This is a genomic window from Halobellus sp. Atlit-38R, assembly GCF_003665925.1.
GTDB lineage: Archaea > Halobacteriota > Halobacteria > Halobacteriales > Haloferacaceae > Haloquadratum > Haloquadratum inordinatus.
The window spans coordinates 244,386-263,027 of record NZ_QXIJ01000002.1; the positions used below are offsets into that span (position 1 = coordinate 244,386).

An 18,642-nucleotide genomic window follows, 5' to 3' on the forward strand; every position below is an offset into this window, starting at 1 on the left:
GCCCTAAATATTCGCGAGAGAATCCCGAGATATGGCCAAGATAAGCGTAGAGATCCCCGACGAACTGCTCGCGGACCTCGACGAACACGTCGGCGACGACGGGAAGTTCGTCAACCGGAGCGACGCGGTTCGCGCGTCGATCCGCAAGACGCTGGATAGATTAGACGAGATCGACGCACGGCACGGACGGATCGACGATGAGTGAGACGCGCGCACAGACCGGGCGGATCGCGCTCGTCGCGCTGTTCGTGACGGCGCTGGCGACGGCGCAGTTGACCGCCTCGAAATTGCTCGCGTTCGGGCTCCCGGTCGAACTGCCCGTGACGGGCGCGAGCATCATCCTGCCCGGCGCAGCGCTGGCGTACGCGCTGACGTTCTTCGCGTCGGACTGTTACTCCGAACTGTACGGCCGCCACGCGGCGCAGGTGATGGTCAACGTCGGCTTCGCGATGAACTTCATTCTCCTCGGACTCGTCTGGAGCACGATCCTCGCACCAGCGGTGAATCCGGAGTCGGCCGCGCAGTATCGCGCGGTGCTCGCCCCCGGGACGAACATCGTCCTCGGGAGCCTGCTGGCGTACCTCGTCAGCCAGAACTGGGACGTCCTCGTCTTCCATCGCATCCGCGAGGCCACCGGCGAGTCGATGCTCTGGCTTCGGAACATCGCCTCGACGGCGACCAGCCAGGCCATCGACACGGTGCTGTTCGTCGCGATCGCGTTCTACGTCGCGCCGCAGGTCCTCGGCTTCGGCACCCAGTTCGAGATTCCGGTGATCCTCTCGCTGATCGTCGGCCAGTACCTGTTGAAGCTGCTCATCGCACTCGTCGACACGCCGTTCGTCTACGCCGTGGTCGGCTTCTTCGGCGGGTCGAACATCGACACGCAGGACGAGGCCTGGGCCGCCGAGTAATCGGCTCCCGACTCCCGAACGCCGGCACGGTTCCGCAAAAGCGGTCGACGACGCTATTCGTCGACGACTTCGGCGAAGCCGAAGTTCGGCTTTAGATCCGTGACCCGAACGCGAACCGCATCGCCCGTCTCTGTGCCGGCGACGAAGAGCGTGTAGCCGTCGATCTTGACGACGCCGTCGCCCTCGCTGCCGACGTCGTCGACGACGACGTCCAGTTCTTCGCCTTCTTCGACGGGCGCGGTGATCCGATGTTTGCCGACGAGATACAGTTCCGACGAGGAGTCCCGAGAGGCGTCCGGGCGGATCGAGCGAACGTACTCGAACTCCTCGTCGATCTCCGCGCGCAGGTCGGCGAGGTCTTGACCGTCGAACACCTTCGCGGCGAAGTCGCCGCCGGCGGGCAGCAGGTCGAGTGCGACCTCGAACGCCTGCCGTGCGAGGTGGACCGAACGCGCGTGATCGACCGAGTACTCGCCGGTCATATTCGGCGCCATATCGGAGATGACGACGTCTGCGCCATCGTCGCCGATCCGCTCGCGGAGTTCGTCTTTCGTCTCCTCGTCGGTCATATCGCCGCGGACCGTCTCGACGTTGTCGTGATCGAGGTCGCGGATGCGCTGGAAGTCGACGCCGACGACGGTGCCGCGGTCGCCGACGGCCTCGGCAGCGACTTGGAGCCACCCGCCGGGTGCCGCACCGAGGTCGACGACGGTGTTTCCGGGACCGAACAGGCCCGCCTCCTCGTCGAGTTGCTTCAGTTTGTACGCCGAGCGGGCGCGGTAGCCCTCCTGCTTTGCCTTGTTGTAGTAGTGGTCTTTCCCAGTCATCGGTACCACCCACCTCCGTGAGATACTCTCGCCCGATCGTCGCGGGGCGAACGCGTCGGTTGCATACGACCTAAGAGACGGTCAGCGGGGAAAGGTTCGTCGGAGCGAGGCCCGAGAAACTGACACTGACGAGTTGGCACGCCAACACACCCACGAATACTCGAGGCGGCGACGTCGACGCGGCAGGGGCCACAGACGACCGCGGAACTACTATCGAGGGTGTCTCGCGAGGAGGGAGGCGTGGGCAGAAGCGGCCCAAGTCGTGGTGATTCGGTACAATCAAGAGTACCCAGCCACACCCTCCGGTAGTGCGCCGGAAGAACAAACTCCTCGTCACGACGGTCGGGATCCTCGTGCTACTCGCCACGCTCGGCGTGACGAGTATGAACGCCTCGGCCGCGTTCGTTTCGCCGACGCAGATCTCCGAGAGCGAGGGAACGTATCAGGACGACTGGGTGAATCTGGAAGGAGTCGCGACGGACCTCGACGCCGAGGGCCAGACGATCACCTTCGCAGTCACGGACGGTAACCACACCGTCCCGGTCGTCTACGAAGGGACTGTTCCCGATACGCTTCAGGACGGCCGTGTCGTCGTCGCGAAAGGGCGATACGACGGCGGCGAACTCGTCGCGAACAAGCTCTCGGTCCGTGCACACGAGGGCGAAGAACGGCCCGAAAGCGCTCGATGAGGTCGGGAGACGCTCCGGCCAAAGCTGACGCGGTCCCGCCTGCAATCGAGGTCACGGACGTGACGAAATCCTACGGACACTTCACGGCCGTCGAACGGCTATCGTTCACGGTCGAACGCGGATCGACGCTCGGGTTGTTCGGCCCGAACGGAGCCGGGAAGACGACGCTCCTCCGAATGCTCGCCGGACTCACGCGACCGACCGAGGGGACGGTCTCGGTCGACGGCGTCGCGTTAGCACCGGACGATTACACCACCTATCGAACTGTTGGTGTCGTCACCCACGAGACGATGGTGTACGACGAACTCACCGCACGGGAGAACCTCCGGTTTCACGCCGGCCTCCACGGCGTCGACGACCCGGCGGCGCGGTGTGAATCCGTGCTCGAAACCGTCGGCCTGAGTCACCGCGGTAGCGACCGCCCGGGCGAGTTCTCCCACGGCCTCCGCAAGCGGCTCTCACTCGCGCGGGCGCTGTTGCACGACCCCGAGGTGTTGCTCCTCGACGAGCCATACACCGGACTCGATCAGCGGTCGGTCGCCGACCTCGAAACCGTCCTCGACGGCTTCGACGACCGGACGGTGGTGTTGACGACGCACGACCTCGAACGAGGCGTCGAGCGGTGCTCGCGTGCGCTCGTCGTCGACCGCGGACGGATCGAAGCCGACGTCGACCTCGACGAATCGGGCGCGGCGTCGTTCGAATCGACGTATCGGCAGGCGATCGGTGTCGACGAACCAGAGACGAGCGAACCAGTGCGATGAGTTCGTTCCTCGGCGCGATCTACCGGGTGCTGAAGAAGGACCTCCAGATCGAGCGCCGGACGAAGCAGGTGACGACTACGGTTGCGGTCTTCGCACTGCTCGTCGTACTCACGTTCGCGTTCAGTTTCGTCCAGACGCTCCAGAGCGCCGCGCTGCTCGGACGCGGCGCGCTGTGGGTCGCGTTCGTGTTTGCCGGTACGTTCGGCGTCACGAAGACGATCGAACTGGAAGATCGGAACGGCGCGCTCGACGGCCTGCTCATCGCACCGATCGACCGCTCGGCGATCTACCTCGGGAAGGTCCTCAGCACCACAGTGTTCATCTTCGCGGTGAGTCTGCTGACGCTGGGCGCGACGTCGGTCTTCCTCGGCTACAGTCCCCCGATGTCGACCGCGGCCGCGATCGTCGGCGTCCTCCTCGTGTCGGCCGTCGGTTTCTCCGCCATCGGCGTCGTGGTCTCGATCCTGACGTTCCGCTCGGGGCTGGACGAACTCGCCTTACCCGTCCTCCTGGTGCCGCTCGTCGTCCCGCTCTTGCTCGCGGGGGTCGAACTCACGACCGCGCTCGAAAGCGGCGCGCCCCTCGGTGGTTGGCTCCGCCTCCTCACGCTGTACACCGGCATCGTGCTGCTCGCCGGCATCGCGACGTTCGAGTACGTCGTCGAGGAGTGAGAGAGCGGCGACTCGACGAAACGCCGTCGCAGGTTCTCAAGAGTGTCGTGAACGGCTTTCAGTCGACGTGTTAGGATAGCCTCTACGGTTTCGACGGTTCAGAACCGCCGGCTACGGTCGCGTCGGCAGTACAAAAAGGGTCGCCAGGGACGCGACTCCTCAGTTAGTGTTCGCCGGCGGGCCACCGCTTTCGTCGCCCTGCTTGAGCAGCAGGAAGACAGCGAAGAAGATCGGCGAGAGCAGGCCGAGCACGAGCGTCGTGACGAACGTCGCACCCTCGAAGGAGATCGGCCCGGAGGCGCCGGAGAGACCGCTGCCTTCGCCGCCGCTTTCGCCGCCGCCACTGCCACCGCTTTCGCCGCCGCTACCGCCGCCACCGCCACCGTCGCCGCCGGATTCGAGCAGCGGCTGAGAGACCTGACTCGAGTCCATCCCGCCGCTGCCGCCGACGACGACCGCGCCGAGCATTCCGAGCGCGCGGTGGGGCTGACAGAAGTACTTGTACATCCCTTCGCTCTCGAAGGTGTACTCGAACGTCTCGCCGGCAGCGGAGTACATCTCGCTCTCGAAGGTCCCGTCCTCGGCGATGACGTTGTGGCTGTTGCCTTTCCCGGTCCACTGCCAGATGACGGTCGTGCCGGGGTCGACGCGGATCGCCGCGGGGTTGAAGCCGTAGTAGCCGCCGTTTGCCTCAGAGCCGACCGAAATCGTCACTTCGGACTGGCCGGTGAAGTCGTACGTGCCCTCGAAGTTACCCACACCGTCGAACCAGCCGCCGTAGTCCGGTTCCGACTGGGCGGCCGCGGTGTCCGCCGAGAGTGCGAAGGTCGCTGCTGCGCCGACGCCCGTCGCCGTGCGGCGCAGGAACGCTCGTCGATCAGTCGATGTGTCAGTCGTGTCGTCCATTGTCGTTGAATCGTTGTTGAGGTTTTGTGTGCGTTCTGGTTTGCTGTCCAATACTACGCGTCGTTACGTCTGTGCGTCTTCGAGTCGTCGTTCCAGCCGCGACATCCGACGCTGCAAGTACGTCACGTATCCGAAGAACGCGACGAAGAGCGCGGTGTATCCGGCCAAGAGTAGTGGTTCCATCGTTATCGCCTCCGTGCTGAGTGCAGTCTGCGTACTTGCTGTTCGAGTTCGTGAAGGTGGATCCGGATCCCGAGGAGATAGAGATACAGGAACGTCGCCGCGACGAGCGTCACGACGAGGGTGAGTGGATCGATGTTCGCGCTGACGCCGCTGTTACCGATCGTCGTCTCGTGGAACGTCGGCGTCCACAGCCGCGTCGACGCGTACGACAGCGGGACCGTCACGAATCCGACGACCCCGTAGACGGCCGCGTATCGATCGCCCGTCTGGTCCTCCGTGGCCGAGTGAACGACCAGATAGCCGGCGTAAATGAACCACACGATCAGGAACGTCACGAGCCTGACGTCGGTCCACTCCCACCAGGAGTTCCAGATGACTCGCCCCCACGCGCTACCGAGCAACAGCGTCAGCGTCGCGAAGAGGAATCCGAGTTCGCCGGAACTGTGGGCCAGCCGGCTCCAGAAGGGCCCGCGGTAGCGCAGATACAGCGCGCTCCCGATGAACGTCGAGCCGAGCGCGGCCGCGGCGACCCACGCGAGCGAGATGTGCCAGTACGCGAGTAGATTCGCCCCGTGTTCGATGCCGTACATCGTATCCGAGGCGTAGCCGAAGACCAGCACCATCGACAGGAGGCCGAATCCGAACGCCCCCCACGAGACGAGCCGGCTCCGCGTCAGGCGGTGGAGAAACGCCGTGACGGTGCCCAAGATACGGGCGAACCGAATGCTCGTGCGGTTGCGCGTGCCGTCGCCGTCCGTGGATGAACTACCGATCATACGTTATAGCCAGTTCGTTACCGATGCAAGAGCAAGTTTGTCGAGCCCAAAGAGGACAGCGATTCCGAGCGCGATGAGCGCGTATCCGGTCGCTGTCCGGAACAGCTCGGTCGATTCACCGTTCGTGACCGAATCGAGGAGCCGTCGGCTCCCGGCCTGCCCGACGTAGGCGACCCCGAGAAGCGGGACCGAAAAGCCCGTCCCGTAGATCGCCAGGAGACGGGCGCTGCCGACCACGTCCGAGGTCGTCCCGACGTACGCTAAGACGCCGCCGAGCACCGGGCCGACGCAGGGGAGCCAGATGACGCCCAGCAGCAATCCGACGAGGAAGGCGTTCGCGAGCGGGTGCTCGCGCTCGTCGACCCGGCCCGTGAGCTGTGACGCCCGTCCCGCGAGCCGTGAGGCGTACCGCGAGTACAGGTCGTTCACGTCGTCGTCGGCCATCACGATCCCGAAACCGAGCATCAGCACCGCGAACGGCGCGCGGACGGAGTCGGGGGTGACCGAACCGATCATCCCGGTCGCGACCCCGAGTGCGGTGAACGTCAGTGTGCTCCCGATCACGATGACGATCGGTCGCAGCACGTGTCCGTTCGCTCCGACGACTAACACGGGTATCATCGGGAGACAGCACGGCGTCAGGATGGTCAAAACCCCCGCGAAAAACACCGCGGCGGTCGTCGGATTGTCCATCATTCGATGCTAGTCGTGATGAATCCGTTAGCTCGCTGTCTCGCCGGCCGCTGCGGACGATTCGCCCTCGAAGGCGGTCGTGACCGCGTCTTGCGCCGACATCGACGACTGCTCTGTGGAGTTGTCGGCCGTCGAGTTACCGACGTCCTCGTAGGTCCGGATCCACGTCGTCTCCCACGAGCCGTCGACCGACTCGTTCTTGAGCGGCTGTTCGTACCGCTCGACGTTGTCCGGAATCATACTCTCCTCGAGCGGGGTGTCGTCGACCGGAATCCCCGCGAGCATGAGCTTCTTCGTCATCGGATTCATGTCGTAGCCGAAGCGCTGCTGCGTGCGGTTGTAGTAGACCGCTTCGTCGGGCGCACCGGCGACCGCCCAGTCTTTGGGCTGTCGCGGGAGGTGCGGCCGTTTGTGCGCGTTCATGTATCCAGCGACGTCCTGTACGTCCTCCCAGTTGGAGAACGTGTGGCCAGCGCCGTAGGGCATCGATTCGCGGATGAACCCTGCGGAGGTGTAGATACGACCCATTCCGGCACCGTCGTTGAAGGAGTCTTCACCCCACAGCGGCGGGTACTGACCTTCGATGCCCTGTCCGTCAGCACCGTGACAGGATGCGCAGTTCTCGAGATACAGCTCGGCCCCACGGACCGGGTTGACCTCGGGAACGGGCACCTTCTCGTCGCCCTCGGGCTTCTCGATGTGCCGCCAGTACGGGACGGTTTCGCTCGGCGTCCCCTTGTTGAGCCAGACCATGTAGGACTCCATCGCCTGGATCTCACGGCTGTCGTAGGCCGGGACGCCCTCTTCGGAGCCCGGCGAGTTCATACTGCGGAGGAAGCAGCCCATAATGCGCTGCCGCATATCTCGCATCCGCTGGGTTCGGCCGGTCCATTCGGGGTAGCCGGCCGCGGTCCCGACGAGCGGAATCATATCGATGTCCTGCCCGACCATTCCGGTCGTCGTCGGGAGGTCGCCTCCGCCGTGACAGTTCGCACAGGAGAGGTCGTTCCCGACGTGTTCGGGCATCTCGTTCGACGTGTTCGCGAAGATGGCACGACCCTCACGGATGAGTTCACGCCGGTTTTCGTTCTCCGGAAGCGTCGAGTTGTTCATCTCCTTGGGGACGAAGTTCACTTCTTCGCCCGCCGTTGCGTTCTTGTACTGGAACTCCTGTTCGCGAAGCTCCTCGCTGTACCACTTACTCCCGTTCCACGTCCCGGGGAGTTCTCGCACCTCGCCGCCGCCACCGCTGGCGGCCGCCGGCGCGTCCGACGGGCCGCCCATAAAGGCGATAGCGCCGTTGACGGCGAACACGACGAGGATTGCCGCGAGAACCGTCCCGAAGACGAGGAGGACGGGTTTGAGCAGGAGGGTGGAATCTCCTTGACTCATCGCTCGGTCACCGTGACCGTACTTTCTACAATCATTTCGTATATTCCTCAGTTACGACGGTATCTGCGTATGAATATAGCCGAGTAATAAATATTCCCTTCTGCACAACTTCTCGCCGGCTCTCGGCGAAAAACGAGTTACCGAGAATACATAATCGTGTGGAGTATTGCCACTTCCCAGCTAGACTAGAGAAGTCTACGACGGTACATTTTACTGCGGGAATCTACAAGCGGCTACACCGATGAACCCACGAAAGGCGATGACGATCGCCTTCTTCGCCCTCTTGCTCGGGATCGGGTACTTCTCTATGAACGCAGCTCCGGTCCTGTCCGATGAAGGCTACTCGTACCACGGCGAGGTCAAATGGCAGACGAACTATTCGAGCGCGGTGGAGACGGCCGCCGCGGAAGACGAACCGGTCGTGATCTACTACTGGACGACCTGGTGTACCTACTGCGAGGACTACAACCGGAACGTCTACAGCGACCCGGCAGTGCAATCGGAACTCGACGAGTTCACCAAAGTCGCAGTGAACCTCGACAGCGACTCCGAGAGCGCGACCCGGCTACAACAGCGGTACAACATCAACTACCCGCCCCAGCACGTCGTCGTGACGCCTGAGGGCGAGGTACTCACCCGCATCCCTGGATACGCGGCGAAAGACGACTTCCTCTCGTATCTGGAGACGGCCAAGCAGCGCTACCAGGCCGGACAGACGGAGAACGGCACGTCCCAGAGCGCGGGTAATACAGCAGGCCGACTGACGGGGGCCGCAGTATGAATCCCGGAACGATCCTGCTCGCGCTGGCGTTCCTCTCGGGACTGTCGGGGACGGCGGTTCTCGGGCGGTCGTACCTCCGTGACGACGACGCGTACCTCTCGTACGTCCCGAAACTGACCGCGGGGACGGCGGTGCTTCTAGTCGCCGCACTCGCACACCTCACGTACCAGTTCATCAGCCAGGACTACACGAACGCGTACGTGTGGGAGAACACGGCCTCGTATCTCTCGCTTCTCTACCGGGTGACCGGCGTGTACGCTGCCAACGAGGGATCGGTGCTCCTGTGGGCGGCGATCGTCGCCGTCGTCGCGCTGGTCGCAGGCCTCTCACGCGGGTTCCCGACCCGACGCGGGAAACTCATCCACGCGTTCACCGTCGGCCTCGTGACCTACTTCACGGCGATGCTGCTGCTGCAGAGCCCGTTCGCCTCGGTGCGGACGGAGTTCCCCAACGCGCCGCCCGGGTTCGTACCGACGAGCGGGCAGGGACTGAACCCGCTCCTCGTCGATCCGTATATGGCGATCCACCCGCCGGTGATGTTCGTCTCCTACGCCTTGCTGACGATGCCGTTCGCCATCGGAGCGGCGCACTTCATCGCGCTGTTCCGCGGCGACGACGGCCTCTTTTCGGCGTGGATCGGGAGCGTCACGCGCTGGCTCCGGCTTAGCTGGCTCTTCCTCACCGCCGCCGTCGCGCTCGGCGGCCTCTGGTCGTACACGGTCCTCGGCTGGGGCGGCATCTGGGCGTGGGACCCCGTCGAGACGGCGATCTTGGTCCCGTGGCTGTTCCTGACCGCGACGCTACACGCCGTCACGAACTACCGGCCCGGCGGCCGCTATCGGATCCTCGCGCCGGCGATGACTGCGAGCGTCTTCGCGCTCGCCGTGTACACGACCTCGGTCGTTCGGAGCGGCGTCTTCAGGAGCATCCACTCCTTCGCCGACGGCGGCATCGGAGCGTCCTTCCTCGTACTGATGGGCATCACGACCCTACTGGGCGTGGTCGCTCCGTTCGCCTACTGGCTGTTGCAGAACGACGACTCCGACGACGCCGACGCGGCGGCGGGCGAATCCGGCCTCGCTGGCTGGATCAACCGCTCGAATCTGCTGCACCTCGCCGTCCTGCTGTTCGGCCTCCTCACGTTCGTCTCGTTGTGGGGACTCTCCTTCCCCGTCCTGCGGAGCGCGATGACCGGGCTCGAAGTGTCCGTCGAGTCGCGCTACTACAACCTCTGGAGTTTCCCGCTCGTGCTCGCGGTGCTTCTCCTCTTGGGCTTCTATATGGACTACGAGCGGGACGGCCTGCGCCGGAGTCTCATCAGCCTCGGCGTGTTCGGCCTCGCGACGGTCGTCGGGGCCGCCGTCGCGCCCTCCGAGACCTGGCGGCTGGCGTCCGTTCGCCCGAGCGACGCCTTCGTCTACCAGCTCGTCGGCAACGCGAGCGCGCTGTCGGTGCTGCCGCCGGTGGCGTACGCGATCTTCGGGACCGTGAAGCGAACGGGCAGTCGGATCGCGGCGACGACGAGCCGAGACGCGAAACTGAAAGAAAGCGGGATCACGCTCATTCACGTCGGCGCCGCGCTTCTCGTGCTCTCGCTGCCGTTTATGTACCTGTTCGCCGGTCAGGCATCGGTGATGGCCACGGGCGTCGCCAGCGGTGCGGTCGACACTTCCCAGCGCGACGTCGGGGACTCCCCCTACGACGTCCGCGTGCTGGGCTACGAGCAGAACGAGTTCCCCAACAACCCCGAACCCGAGACGTACGCGCTGTCGTCCTCGCAGGTCCTCACCCGCGGGCAGTCGTTGAACACCTCGGTACAGGCCGTCCACGGGACGGTGACGGCGATACGTGAGGGACCACAGGCGACGGTGATGCAACTCGACAACTCCCAGGTCTGGGTTGGCGTCGCCGGGAACGGGTCCGTCGGCATCGAAACCGGCCAGGAGGTCGTCGCGCGCGGCCAAGTGATGTGGGAGTTCGTCCCGACCGCCGACGCGATCGTCCTCGCCGGCCCGCAGACGATCGGTCCGGCCGACGACCCGCCGGAGTCGGTCGTCCCGACGCGCGTCGTCGCCAACGGCGTCTCACTCGCCGTCTACGACGAGGACGGCATCGTCGTCTCCGGCGTCGCCGGACAGCGCGAGTACCCGCAGCAGGGTGGCCTCCAGGTCAGAGACGTGCTGATCGACCGCGGGCCGCTCGTCGACACCTACGTCATCGCGGGCGTCAGCGACGGAACCGCCTCGATCTCGGTCAAGCGCGTGCCGTTCGTCACGCTGATGCGCGTGAGCATCCTCGCGCTGCTCGTCGGAATGCTACTCGTGTTGTTCTTCGATCCGCGACACGGCGTGCGGACGAGTGCGAGCGCAGGAACGAACGATCGGCGAGCGACGCAGCAGACGAGCAGTGACGCCGGTGCCGTCCAGGAGGTGAGCGACTGATGCGGCGTCTCATCGCGCTCCTCGTCGTCGTCAGTTGTCTGGCGTTCGTTCCCGTGGCCTCCGCGACGACGACGGTCAGCGGAACGGTCACCGCCGAGGACGGAAGTACGGACGGCGCTCGCGTCGAAGTCGTCCCGCTCACGCAGCAGCAACAACGCGCCGACGGCTCGGTCACGACGACCATCGAGGGCTCGTCGTTCAGCGTCGACGCACCGGACGCGCCGAGTTACGCCGTTCGCGTCAGCTACGGCGGCGCGACGCACTACGAGATACTGCAGAATCAGACGCAGGTGTCGATGGACCTCACAGAGCGCGTGTCTGGAACGATCCGCAATCCTGACGGAAGCGGTACCGAGGGAGCGGTCATCGAAGTCGTCGACGGAGACGAGTTCGTCGTCGACACCTACCGGACGAACGCGACCGGTTCGTTCGCGTTCGGACCGCTCGAATCGGACGAGACCTACGAGATTCGGGCGGCCGTCGGCGATGCCGAGTACCGACGCACGGTCGGCCCATCGACGACCGACAGCGTGACGATCACGGCGCAGCCGCCGACGAGCGACACCTCGATATTGAACGTCGCGAACCGCTCGCCGACGGGCCACGTCGTGCAGATGCTCCCGGCGCAGAACGCCTCGACGAACCCGAGCGTCGTGGAGACGGTCGCCTTCGAGAATCCGACCGACCGGCCGTTCGTCGGCACGGTGACCATCGGGCTCCCGGCCGACGCGTCGCCGTACGCCGCGATGGTCGGCGGCGAGCAGGCGCAGTACAGACGCACCGATACCGGCGTCCAGTTGAACGTCAGCGTGCCGGCGAACGGCACCACACAGATCGGCGCGGCCTACGACCTCACCGGACGGCAGTTCGAAAAGCAGGTCGTCCGCAACACGTCGTCGCTCGCGGTCGTCCTGCAGGGCTACAACACCTCGAAGGTGAGCCACTCGGAGAACCTCCGGGTCGGCTCCTCGCCGATTTCGCTGCTCACGACGACCGGGTCGCTCGACGCGGGTGAGACGATCAGCGTCGACGTCTCGGGAGCGCAGATGGAGGCGTCGGCGGCGGGAGCGGGCGCAACGTCCGACTCCGGATCCAGCGCCGACGCGTCGTCCTCGGCGGTCGAGACGTCCTCATCGGAGAGCGGATCGATCCCGTCGTTCCCCGGCGTGCCGATCCTCGGCGGGATCTTCGGGTCGGTGCTCGTCGGACTCGGCGCGTACCGCGTCGCCGACGCCGGGCTGTCGGTGTCCGGCGAGGAGTGAGAGGTCGCTTCCGATACGCCGGATCTGAGCCGAACAACGACCGACGCCGACTCTAACGGCGCCTATTCGTCATCGCGCGCGCGAACAAAAATCAGGAGTATTTTTAAGCCCGCTGTCGTAGCCCCGCTCATATGTTCAAGGCCATCGTGAGCGCGTCTACGCTCCAGGATGCGCTCGACTCGGTGAGCGTGTTGGTGGACGAGTGCAAGATCCGGCTGAACGAAGACGAGTTGTCGATTCGCGCCGTCGATCCCGCGAACGTCGGAATGGTGGATCTCTCGCTCGACGCCGCCGCTTTCGAGTCCTACGAGGCCGACGGAGGCGTCATCGGCGTCAACCTCGCGAAGCTCGAAGACTTCGTCGGGATGGCGAGCGGCGATCAGCTCGTCGAACTCGAACTCGACGAGGAGACCCGGAAGCTCAACATTCGGATGGACGGCCTCTCCTCGACGCTCGCGCTCATCGACCCCGACTCGATCCGCCAGGAGCCCGACATCCCCGATCTGGATCTCGCCGCGGAGATCGTACTCGAGGGCGCACAGCTCGACCGCGGGATCAAGGCCGCCGATATGGTCTCCGATCACGTGCGGCTCCGCGTCGACGCGACCGACGAGGCGTTCCACATCGAAGCCGAGGGCGACACCGACGACGTCGACTTCGAACTCGACACCGGAGACCTCATCGCGCTCACGGCCGGCTCGGCCGACTCGCTGTTCTCGCTGGACTACCTGAAGGATATGAACAAGGCGATCCCGAAGGACGCGGAGGTCACCGTCGAACTCGGCGAGGAGTTCCCGGTGAAGATCCACTACGCGGTCGCCGAAGGACAGGGCAACGTCACGTATATGCTCGCGCCGCGCATCCAGAGCGACTGAAGACGCGGAGCCGCGGCCAAACGAGGCCGTCGAACGAGCGGAAAATCACCCGCGGTGGCGATCGATGACGCGCTTTGCCGCCTGGGCCTTCTCCTTCCAGCCGTACCCCGCCTCGTAGACGTGGCGCTTGGAGTCGACCAACGCTTCGGGCGAGGGTTCCTCGAATCCCCCGCGAGCCCACGCACCGCTCTCTCGCAGCCACTCGACGACGTTCTCGCGGGTCTCCGACCACGAGAGCCCGACCATCTCGTACCACGCGATCATCGCGAACACGGCGTTGTCGTGACAGCCGGGAACGCTCCCGTGGCGGTAGAGCGTCCGCATCGGCTCGCGCGTCGGCTCGGACACCTGCTCGCGGAACTCCGCGGCGGTGAGGAGTCGCAGGACGTCGTTACCCTCCGTGACGCGCTCGTCGCGCTTCAGGCGTTCGAGCGCGGCGCGGTGGAGGCCGTCCCACTCGCCGTCGACCGCGTCGTACAAGTCAGCTTCCTCGGTCGGCGCGGCCGTGAGACGCGAGACGATGTCGATGTAGGCCTTCTCGACGTCCGGCCAGGGCGTTCCCTCGAACTCACAGTCGGCGTCGTGAAGGCTGTTCGTGGCCCGGCAGTCGGGACACGGGTAGTCGAACTGCGGCACGGAGAGAGAGTGGGCACGTGTCGTCTTAGATGATACGGTGTGGATCGCCGACCGTGGCTTGCGGGACGCGCCGTCAGTCGTCGACGCGGTCGATCGTCGGTTCTGCCAGATCGGGTCTTCACCGATCGTCGTGTTTATTCGGCGGCGGGCGCAACGCTCGTGCGATGCCGATGGACCCGCTCTACGCGCGCTATCCCTTCTTCGAGGGGGCCCGCGAAGCCGTCCGCGAGGCCGAAATCTCGCCGGCGGCGCTCATCGCCGAGGACGCACCCGCCGTCGAGCGGGGCAAAGAGCGGGTCGAGCGCGCCCTGATGGAGGGCAGCGTCGCCGCCGAGGACCCGCGTCGGTGGGACACCAGAGAGGAACTACTCTCGTATCCGATCGCGCGGATCCTCGTCTCGCTGATCGAGACGCCCGCAGCCGTCGAGAAGTATGCCAAAGCCGAGGCGGCGACCGCGCGCGAGCGGTTTCAAACGGACTTCGCGTCCGACGACGACCTCCAGAGCGGTGGCCGCACCCGCGCGTCGCTGGAGGAGGTGCTCCGAGAGTTCGGTCTCGCAGACGCCGTGCGCCCCGAGCAGGCGGGCGGGCCTGGAAGCGCGGCCCGCCCCGGTGCCCGCCGAGGCGGTGGGGCAAGCGCCGGCGGCCGGGCCCCGTCGCACTACTGGATCGAACTGGGATCGTACCTCGACCTCGCGGACGCCGAGTGGGGCAGTCGGTGGCGGCTCGTCAACCGCGAGGTCGCCGTCGGCGAGGTCCGCGTCGCGGCCGAGGAACTGTCTCGGATACTCGAAGCGGCCGTCGAGCGCCGCGTCGCGACCGGACTCCCGTTCGAGGTGCGCGGCACCGACGGCGGTGACGCGATCGCGGAGGCGGTCTCGGCGGCCGTCGCCGACCTCCGTTCCCTGCTGAACGACCACGACGCGGGGCGAACGACGGTCGACGCCGTCGTCCCCGCGCTGTTCCCACCGTGTATGAAAGCGCTGGTCCGCCGTGCCCGCGGCGACGAGGCACTCCCCGAGCACGCGGAGTTCTCGCTCGTCTCGTTCCTCGTCGCGTTCGGGATGGACGCCGCCGACGTGACGACGCTTCTCGACGTCGACGGCGACACGGCAGAGCGCATCGAGACGCGCGTCGAGTACCTGGCGAACGCCGACGGGACACAGTATCCCCCGCCGTCGTGTGCGACGATGCAGTCCTACGGCGACTGCGTCGACCCCGACGAGCGCTGTGAGACGATTTCACATCCACTGTCGTACTACACGGACGCGGTACGGGACGCTGGCGACGTTCGCGACTGGCGAGAAACCACGACCGGTGAGTAACAGAACAGCCGTCGTGTGCTGCGTGTGACGACCCGTCGTCGCCGGTGAGTCGGTAAGGGAATGCTACCGGCGAGTCATACTGTCGAACAGAACGATGTGAAAATCATCGGCACCCCGTGGGTACCAACACGACCCACGGACTGCTGTCCGACAGTATCAGTCCTGCAGATACACGCCGACACCGGCCATCACGAGGACGAACAGCGCGATCGCGCCGACGAGAGCGAGTCCGCCCGTGTCGCCGAGGTCGGGGCCGTACGTGACGCCGATCCCGACGAAGAGGGCGAAGAAAGCGCCGACAGAGACGATAGAGACGACGATCTTCCGGCGCATCTCCGCATCGATATCCATACGTCCGCCTTCCGGTGGCCGTTCTAAAAGGGCTTCGATGCGGCTCTCCAGCGGGGATTTCCACTTGAAACGAAGGTTTAGGTTCGTCCGGAACGTACGTGCAACTAGCGAGAGAGCAGATCTCTCGGGAGCATCAGAGATGACGCACACACGAAACACACCCGCGTCAGAAGCACCCCCAGCGGACACGAGGACCGGACGTCCCAACCTCCGACAGCCCCGCGTCCGCCGACAGCGAACGTTTCCCGCGGAGGGGTACGAGGGCCGTGCCTACCGGGCCCGCGCCGAACCGATGACCGTGCGTCCCCTCCGCGACGGGCGCTACGTCGTCGAGAGCGAGGGCGGCACGTACGTCGTCGACGCCGAACGCGAGACCTGCACGTGCCCGGACAGCGCCATCCGCGGGGCGCACTGCAAACACATCCGGCGCGTCGCAATCGAAATCGAGTCGGGCCTCGTTCCGGCCCCCGACGAACGCGAGCGCGTCTGTGCCGTCTGCGGCGGCCTGACGTTCGCGCCGGTCGACCAGGACGGCCCTGCGCTGTGTGACCGCCACGACCACGAACCCGGCGACCTCGTCCGCGACCGCGAGACCGGCGCACTGCTCGTCGTCGTCGACCGGCGCGGCGACCGCGCCGACGAAGTCCGGACCGAGGAAGGTCGCCTCGTCGCGGACTACGAGACGAACGCGGCGTACGGTGACCACGAACCGGTGTTCGCGGTCGTGTACGTCGAGTCGCTGCCGGCGGGCGACGCCGTCGACGACTTCGGAACGTGGGTCGACGCGCTCAGAGACAGCCGACGGTACCTGTTTCCGGCCTCGCGACTCACGCGCGTCGAACTCCGGGCAGGCGACGAGGAGGGTGGTGAGTCGGGGGAAGCGGACGCAGGCCCGTACTCCGGGCGAACGTCGGGGACGACTGGAGCCGAGACACAGCGGGCGTGAAGCGTCGCTGGGGCGCTTATCGCGCTCTCAGGCGTCGTCGCTGTCGCCGCCGTCCGTCGTCGCGTCCGCTGTCGATTCGTCGACGTCGGTCAGTCGTGCCTGCGCGGGACCGCCGACGAACGACTCGAACGATTCGCCCGCTGCGAGCGCGGTCTCTTTCTTGACGCGGTAGTTGCCGCCGTCGGTCACGTGGAGATCACCGGGGTGGAAGAAGTACCACGATTCGCGGTCGAATCGAACGCCGATCCGCGCTTTCGCACCGAAGTTTTGGGCGAAGTAGATGAGGGCTTCGACCTCCTCGCCTGAGAGGTAGATCGGACGGCCGGAACTGGATTTGGCCTCGATGGCGTAGAAGACGTCGCCGTCGCCGGCGAGTACGTCCGGGAGTTCCCGGTCGGTCGCCGATCCCGAGGCGGGGGCGCGCATCACCGCGAAGCCGGCCTCGTCGAGACGGTTGACGAGTTCGCGTTCGCGGCGGTCGCCCTTCCGGTTCGAAGACATACGCTCACTCGGGGAGAGAGGGTCTTAAACCGGACGACACCGGACCGCCCCGCTGCGGTTTCGTCGGGGAAGTCCGAGATACGGGCGACTCCTTCGAGCACCGCCGCGAGAAATCCGCGGGTATATATGTTTAACATACCATCAATCCACTAATACGCGTATCCGCCGGCGGGCGATCGAGCCGTCGGAGTACCATCACCGACTCACATATGGACGCAGACACTTCGGTCTCGAACGTCGTACTCGTCACCGTCGATTCGCTCCGAGCGGACGCTCTCGGAACGTACGATTCGAGCCGACACACGCCCGTAATCGACGGCATCGCCGAACGCGGCACGGTCTTCGAACGGGCTTTCGCGACCGGGAACTGGACGCCGTTCTCCTTTCCGTCGATTCTGGCGTCTCGTCCGGTGTTCGCCGATTCGGGCGATATCGGCGTCGAAGACGTGCCGACGCTCGCACGGGCGCTGTCTGATTCGGGTGTCGCGACCGGCGGCTTCAACGCCGCCAACGGCTTTCTCACGTCGTTTTGGGGCTACGACGACGGCTTCGACGAGTTCGAGCCGTTCGTCGCGAGCGTCGGGTCCAGCCTCTACAGTCGGTATCTCGCCACACATCCGACGGTCGAGGCGTGGCTCCAGTTCGCCGCCTCACCGATCAGACGGATCAAGTCGCGACTCGCCGGCAACGTCGACGACCGCCCCTTCCTCGACACCTCGCGGATGTTCGACGTCGAACACGCCGCGAGCGACTTTCTCGAAGACGCCTCCGAGCCGTTCTTCCTCTGGATTCACTATATGGACACCCACACGCCGTACGTCCCGGCGCCGCGGTACATCCGAGAGGTCTCCTCGGGCCTGCTCGGCACCCACCGAATGCTACACGCACACACGCGGACCGGCCTCGGCTGGGAGGTCGGGGAACGAACCCTCGACGAACTGCGGACGCTCTATCAGGCGGCCGCGCGGCAGGTCGACGCCAGCGTCGGGCGACTGCTGGACGAACTCGCCGCGAACGGCCTCGACGACGAGACGGCGATCATCGTCGCGGGCGACCACGGCGAGGAGTTCCAGGAACACGGCCACCTCGCGCACTACCCGAAACTGTACGACGAACTGATCAACGTCCCGCTCATCGTCGACGTGCCGGGCGCAGAGGGGCGACGGATCGACCGTCAGGTCGGTCTCGACGCCATCCCGCCGACCGTGACGGCGTTGTTAGACGTCGACGCCCCCGACAGCTGGAGCGGCACGTCGCTCACCTCGTCTGTGCTCGACGGCGACCCGCCGGCAGACGAGCCGGTCGTCTCGGTCACCGTTCGCGACGAGGAGGTGACGGCCCAGCCGATCCCGCGATCGCTGGCGGACGGCAATCTGCTGGTGAGCGTCCGCGACCGGGACTGGACCTACATCCGAAACGTCGACGCGGACACCCACGAACTGTACTACCGCCCCGACGATCCCGATCAGCAGACGGACCTCGCGGCCGGCACCGATGTCGATGGCGATGCAGAGAATGAGGATGGGGGGGACGCGGGTGACGAGGACGCTGTCGACGGGAGCGAGGCACGGCGCGTCGTCGACCGCTTCCGACCGCTCGTCGACGCCCACGTCGAACTGCTCCGCGAGGGCGAGGCGAACGCAACCGGCGAAGAGACCGACGCGGTCGACGAGAATCTCGAAGCCCGATTGGAGGCGCTCGGCTACCGGTAA

General features: G+C 65.7%; 21 protein-coding genes. 12 read left to right on the top strand and 9 right to left on the bottom strand.

Going from position 1 to position 18,642, the window contains the following annotated elements:
- The first annotated feature begins 31 nt into the window (after window positions 1–31).
- Both D3D02_RS03815 and D3D02_RS03820 read left to right on the top strand, forming a co-directional pair.
- Entirely contained in the window at window positions 32–205 is a 174-nt protein-coding gene (locus tag D3D02_RS03815) for a ribbon-helix-helix domain-containing protein (RefSeq protein WP_121568652.1), read from the top strand.
- A complete protein-coding gene (locus tag D3D02_RS03820) occupies window positions 198–911 on the top strand; it encodes a queuosine precursor transporter (protein WP_121568653.1) in 714 nt (237 codons plus the stop codon). Before D3D02_RS03815 ends, D3D02_RS03820 begins: the two co-directional genes overlap by 8 nt.
- 53 nt (window positions 912–964) lie before the next feature.
- Here the strand turns inward: D3D02_RS03820 and D3D02_RS03825 are convergent, their stop codons facing one another.
- Entirely contained in the window at window positions 965–1,738 is a 774-nt protein-coding gene (locus tag D3D02_RS03825) for a 23S rRNA (uridine(2552)-2'-O)-methyltransferase (RefSeq protein ID WP_121568654.1), read from the bottom strand.
- A 308-nt stretch (window positions 1,739–2,046) separates the two neighbouring features.
- On the opposite strand from D3D02_RS03825, the gene D3D02_RS03830 reads away from it, so the two are divergent.
- From D3D02_RS03830 to D3D02_RS03840, 3 genes are read left to right on the top strand one after another with little or no spacing between them, the layout of a single operon-like run.
- Window positions 2,047–2,427, top strand: a complete 381-nt coding sequence (locus tag D3D02_RS03830) for a cytochrome c maturation protein CcmE (protein ID WP_121568655.1) — start codon at window positions 2,047–2,049, stop codon at window positions 2,425–2,427.
- Window positions 2,424–3,191: a heme ABC exporter ATP-binding protein CcmA gene (gene ccmA / locus D3D02_RS03835; protein WP_121568656.1), complete on the top strand. Its 768-nt coding sequence runs from the start codon at window positions 2,424–2,426 to the stop codon at window positions 3,189–3,191. The genes D3D02_RS03830 and ccmA overlap by 4 nt, the downstream gene beginning before the upstream one ends.
- On the top strand, window positions 3,188–3,862 hold the full coding sequence (locus D3D02_RS03840) for a heme exporter protein CcmB (protein WP_121568657.1): 675 nt from the start codon (window positions 3,188–3,190) through the stop codon (window positions 3,860–3,862). The genes ccmA and D3D02_RS03840 overlap by 4 nt, the downstream gene beginning before the upstream one ends.
- A 159-nt stretch (window positions 3,863–4,021) precedes the next feature.
- On the opposite strand, the gene D3D02_RS03845 is transcribed toward D3D02_RS03840, so the two are convergent.
- The 5 genes from D3D02_RS03845 to D3D02_RS03865 form a co-directional block, all read right to left on the bottom strand.
- Entirely contained in the window at window positions 4,022–4,768 is a 747-nt protein-coding gene (locus D3D02_RS03845; RefSeq protein WP_121568658.1) for a halocyanin domain-containing protein, read from the bottom strand.
- A 63-nt stretch (window positions 4,769–4,831) separates the two neighbouring features.
- Window positions 4,832–4,951 carry a CcmD family protein gene (locus D3D02_RS03850; protein WP_121568659.1) on the bottom strand — a complete coding sequence of 40 codons (120 nt, stop codon included), beginning with the start codon at window positions 4,949–4,951 and terminating at the stop codon, window positions 4,832–4,834.
- A gap of 2 nt (window positions 4,952–4,953) precedes the next feature.
- Entirely contained in the window at window positions 4,954–5,727 is a 774-nt protein-coding gene (gene ccsA / locus D3D02_RS03855; RefSeq protein ID WP_121568660.1) for a cytochrome c biogenesis protein CcsA, read from the bottom strand.
- Window positions 5,728–5,730: 3 nt separating this feature from the next.
- Window positions 5,731–6,423, bottom strand: coding sequence for a cytochrome c biogenesis CcdA family protein (locus D3D02_RS03860; RefSeq protein ID WP_121568661.1), 693 nt, complete (start codon window positions 6,421–6,423; stop codon window positions 5,731–5,733).
- A gap of 24 nt (window positions 6,424–6,447) precedes the next feature.
- Window positions 6,448–7,812 (bottom strand): c-type cytochrome, encoded by a 1,365-nt coding sequence (locus D3D02_RS03865; protein WP_199722999.1) that lies wholly within the window; start codon window positions 7,810–7,812, stop codon window positions 6,448–6,450.
- A 241-nt stretch (window positions 7,813–8,053) separates the two neighbouring features.
- Here D3D02_RS03865 and D3D02_RS03870 point away from each other — a divergent pair, with 241 nt between their 5' ends.
- The 4 genes from D3D02_RS03870 (at window position 8,054) to D3D02_RS03885 (ending at window position 13,171) form a co-directional block, all read left to right on the top strand.
- Window positions 8,054–8,593, top strand: coding sequence for a thioredoxin family protein (locus D3D02_RS03870; RefSeq protein ID WP_199723000.1), 540 nt, complete (start codon window positions 8,054–8,056; stop codon window positions 8,591–8,593).
- The gene (gene ccsA, locus D3D02_RS03875; RefSeq protein ID WP_121568662.1) at window positions 8,590–11,034 is read left to right on the top strand and encodes a cytochrome c biogenesis protein CcsA; all 2,445 of its coding nucleotides are present in this window, start codon (window positions 8,590–8,592) and stop codon (window positions 11,032–11,034) included. Before D3D02_RS03870 ends, ccsA (D3D02_RS03875) begins: the two co-directional genes overlap by 4 nt.
- The gene (locus D3D02_RS03880) at window positions 11,034–12,296 is read left to right on the top strand and encodes a carboxypeptidase-like regulatory domain-containing protein (protein ID WP_121568663.1); all 1,263 of its coding nucleotides are present in this window, start codon (window positions 11,034–11,036) and stop codon (window positions 12,294–12,296) included. The genes ccsA (D3D02_RS03875) and D3D02_RS03880 overlap by 1 nt, the downstream gene beginning before the upstream one ends.
- Before the next feature lie 131 nt (window positions 12,297–12,427).
- Complete coding sequence (locus D3D02_RS03885) at window positions 12,428–13,171, top strand: DNA polymerase sliding clamp (RefSeq protein WP_121568664.1); 744 nt, start codon at window positions 12,428–12,430, stop codon at window positions 13,169–13,171.
- Between the two features lie 45 nt (window positions 13,172–13,216).
- On the opposite strand, the gene D3D02_RS03890 is transcribed toward D3D02_RS03885, so the two are convergent.
- On the bottom strand, window positions 13,217–13,807 hold the full coding sequence (locus tag D3D02_RS03890; RefSeq protein WP_121568665.1) for a hypothetical protein: 591 nt from the start codon (window positions 13,805–13,807) through the stop codon (window positions 13,217–13,219).
- A gap of 170 nt (window positions 13,808–13,977) precedes the next feature.
- Here D3D02_RS03890 and D3D02_RS03895 point away from each other — a divergent pair, with 170 nt between their 5' ends.
- Window positions 13,978–15,132, top strand: coding sequence for a DNA primase large subunit PriL (locus tag D3D02_RS03895; RefSeq protein WP_121568823.1), 1,155 nt, complete (start codon window positions 13,978–13,980; stop codon window positions 15,130–15,132).
- 156 nt (window positions 15,133–15,288) lie between these two features.
- Here D3D02_RS03895 and D3D02_RS03900 read toward each other — a convergent pair whose 3' ends face one another.
- Window positions 15,289–15,483 (bottom strand): hypothetical protein, encoded by a 195-nt coding sequence (locus D3D02_RS03900; RefSeq protein ID WP_121568666.1) that lies wholly within the window; start codon window positions 15,481–15,483, stop codon window positions 15,289–15,291.
- Between the two features lie 139 nt (window positions 15,484–15,622).
- Here D3D02_RS03900 and D3D02_RS20820 point away from each other — a divergent pair, with 139 nt between their 5' ends.
- Complete coding sequence (locus D3D02_RS20820; RefSeq protein WP_199723001.1) at window positions 15,623–16,429, top strand: SWIM zinc finger family protein; 807 nt, start codon at window positions 15,623–15,625, stop codon at window positions 16,427–16,429.
- A 27-nt stretch (window positions 16,430–16,456) separates the two neighbouring features.
- Here the strand turns inward: D3D02_RS20820 and hjc are convergent, their stop codons facing one another.
- The gene (gene hjc, locus D3D02_RS03910; RefSeq protein ID WP_121568667.1) at window positions 16,457–16,930 is read right to left on the bottom strand and encodes a Holliday junction resolvase Hjc; all 474 of its coding nucleotides are present in this window, start codon (window positions 16,928–16,930) and stop codon (window positions 16,457–16,459) included.
- 209 nt (window positions 16,931–17,139) lie between these two features.
- Between hjc and D3D02_RS03915 the strand changes: the two genes are divergently transcribed.
- Window positions 17,140–18,642: a sulfatase gene (locus tag D3D02_RS03915; RefSeq protein ID WP_121568668.1), complete on the top strand. Its 1,503-nt coding sequence runs from the start codon at window positions 17,140–17,142 to the stop codon at window positions 18,640–18,642.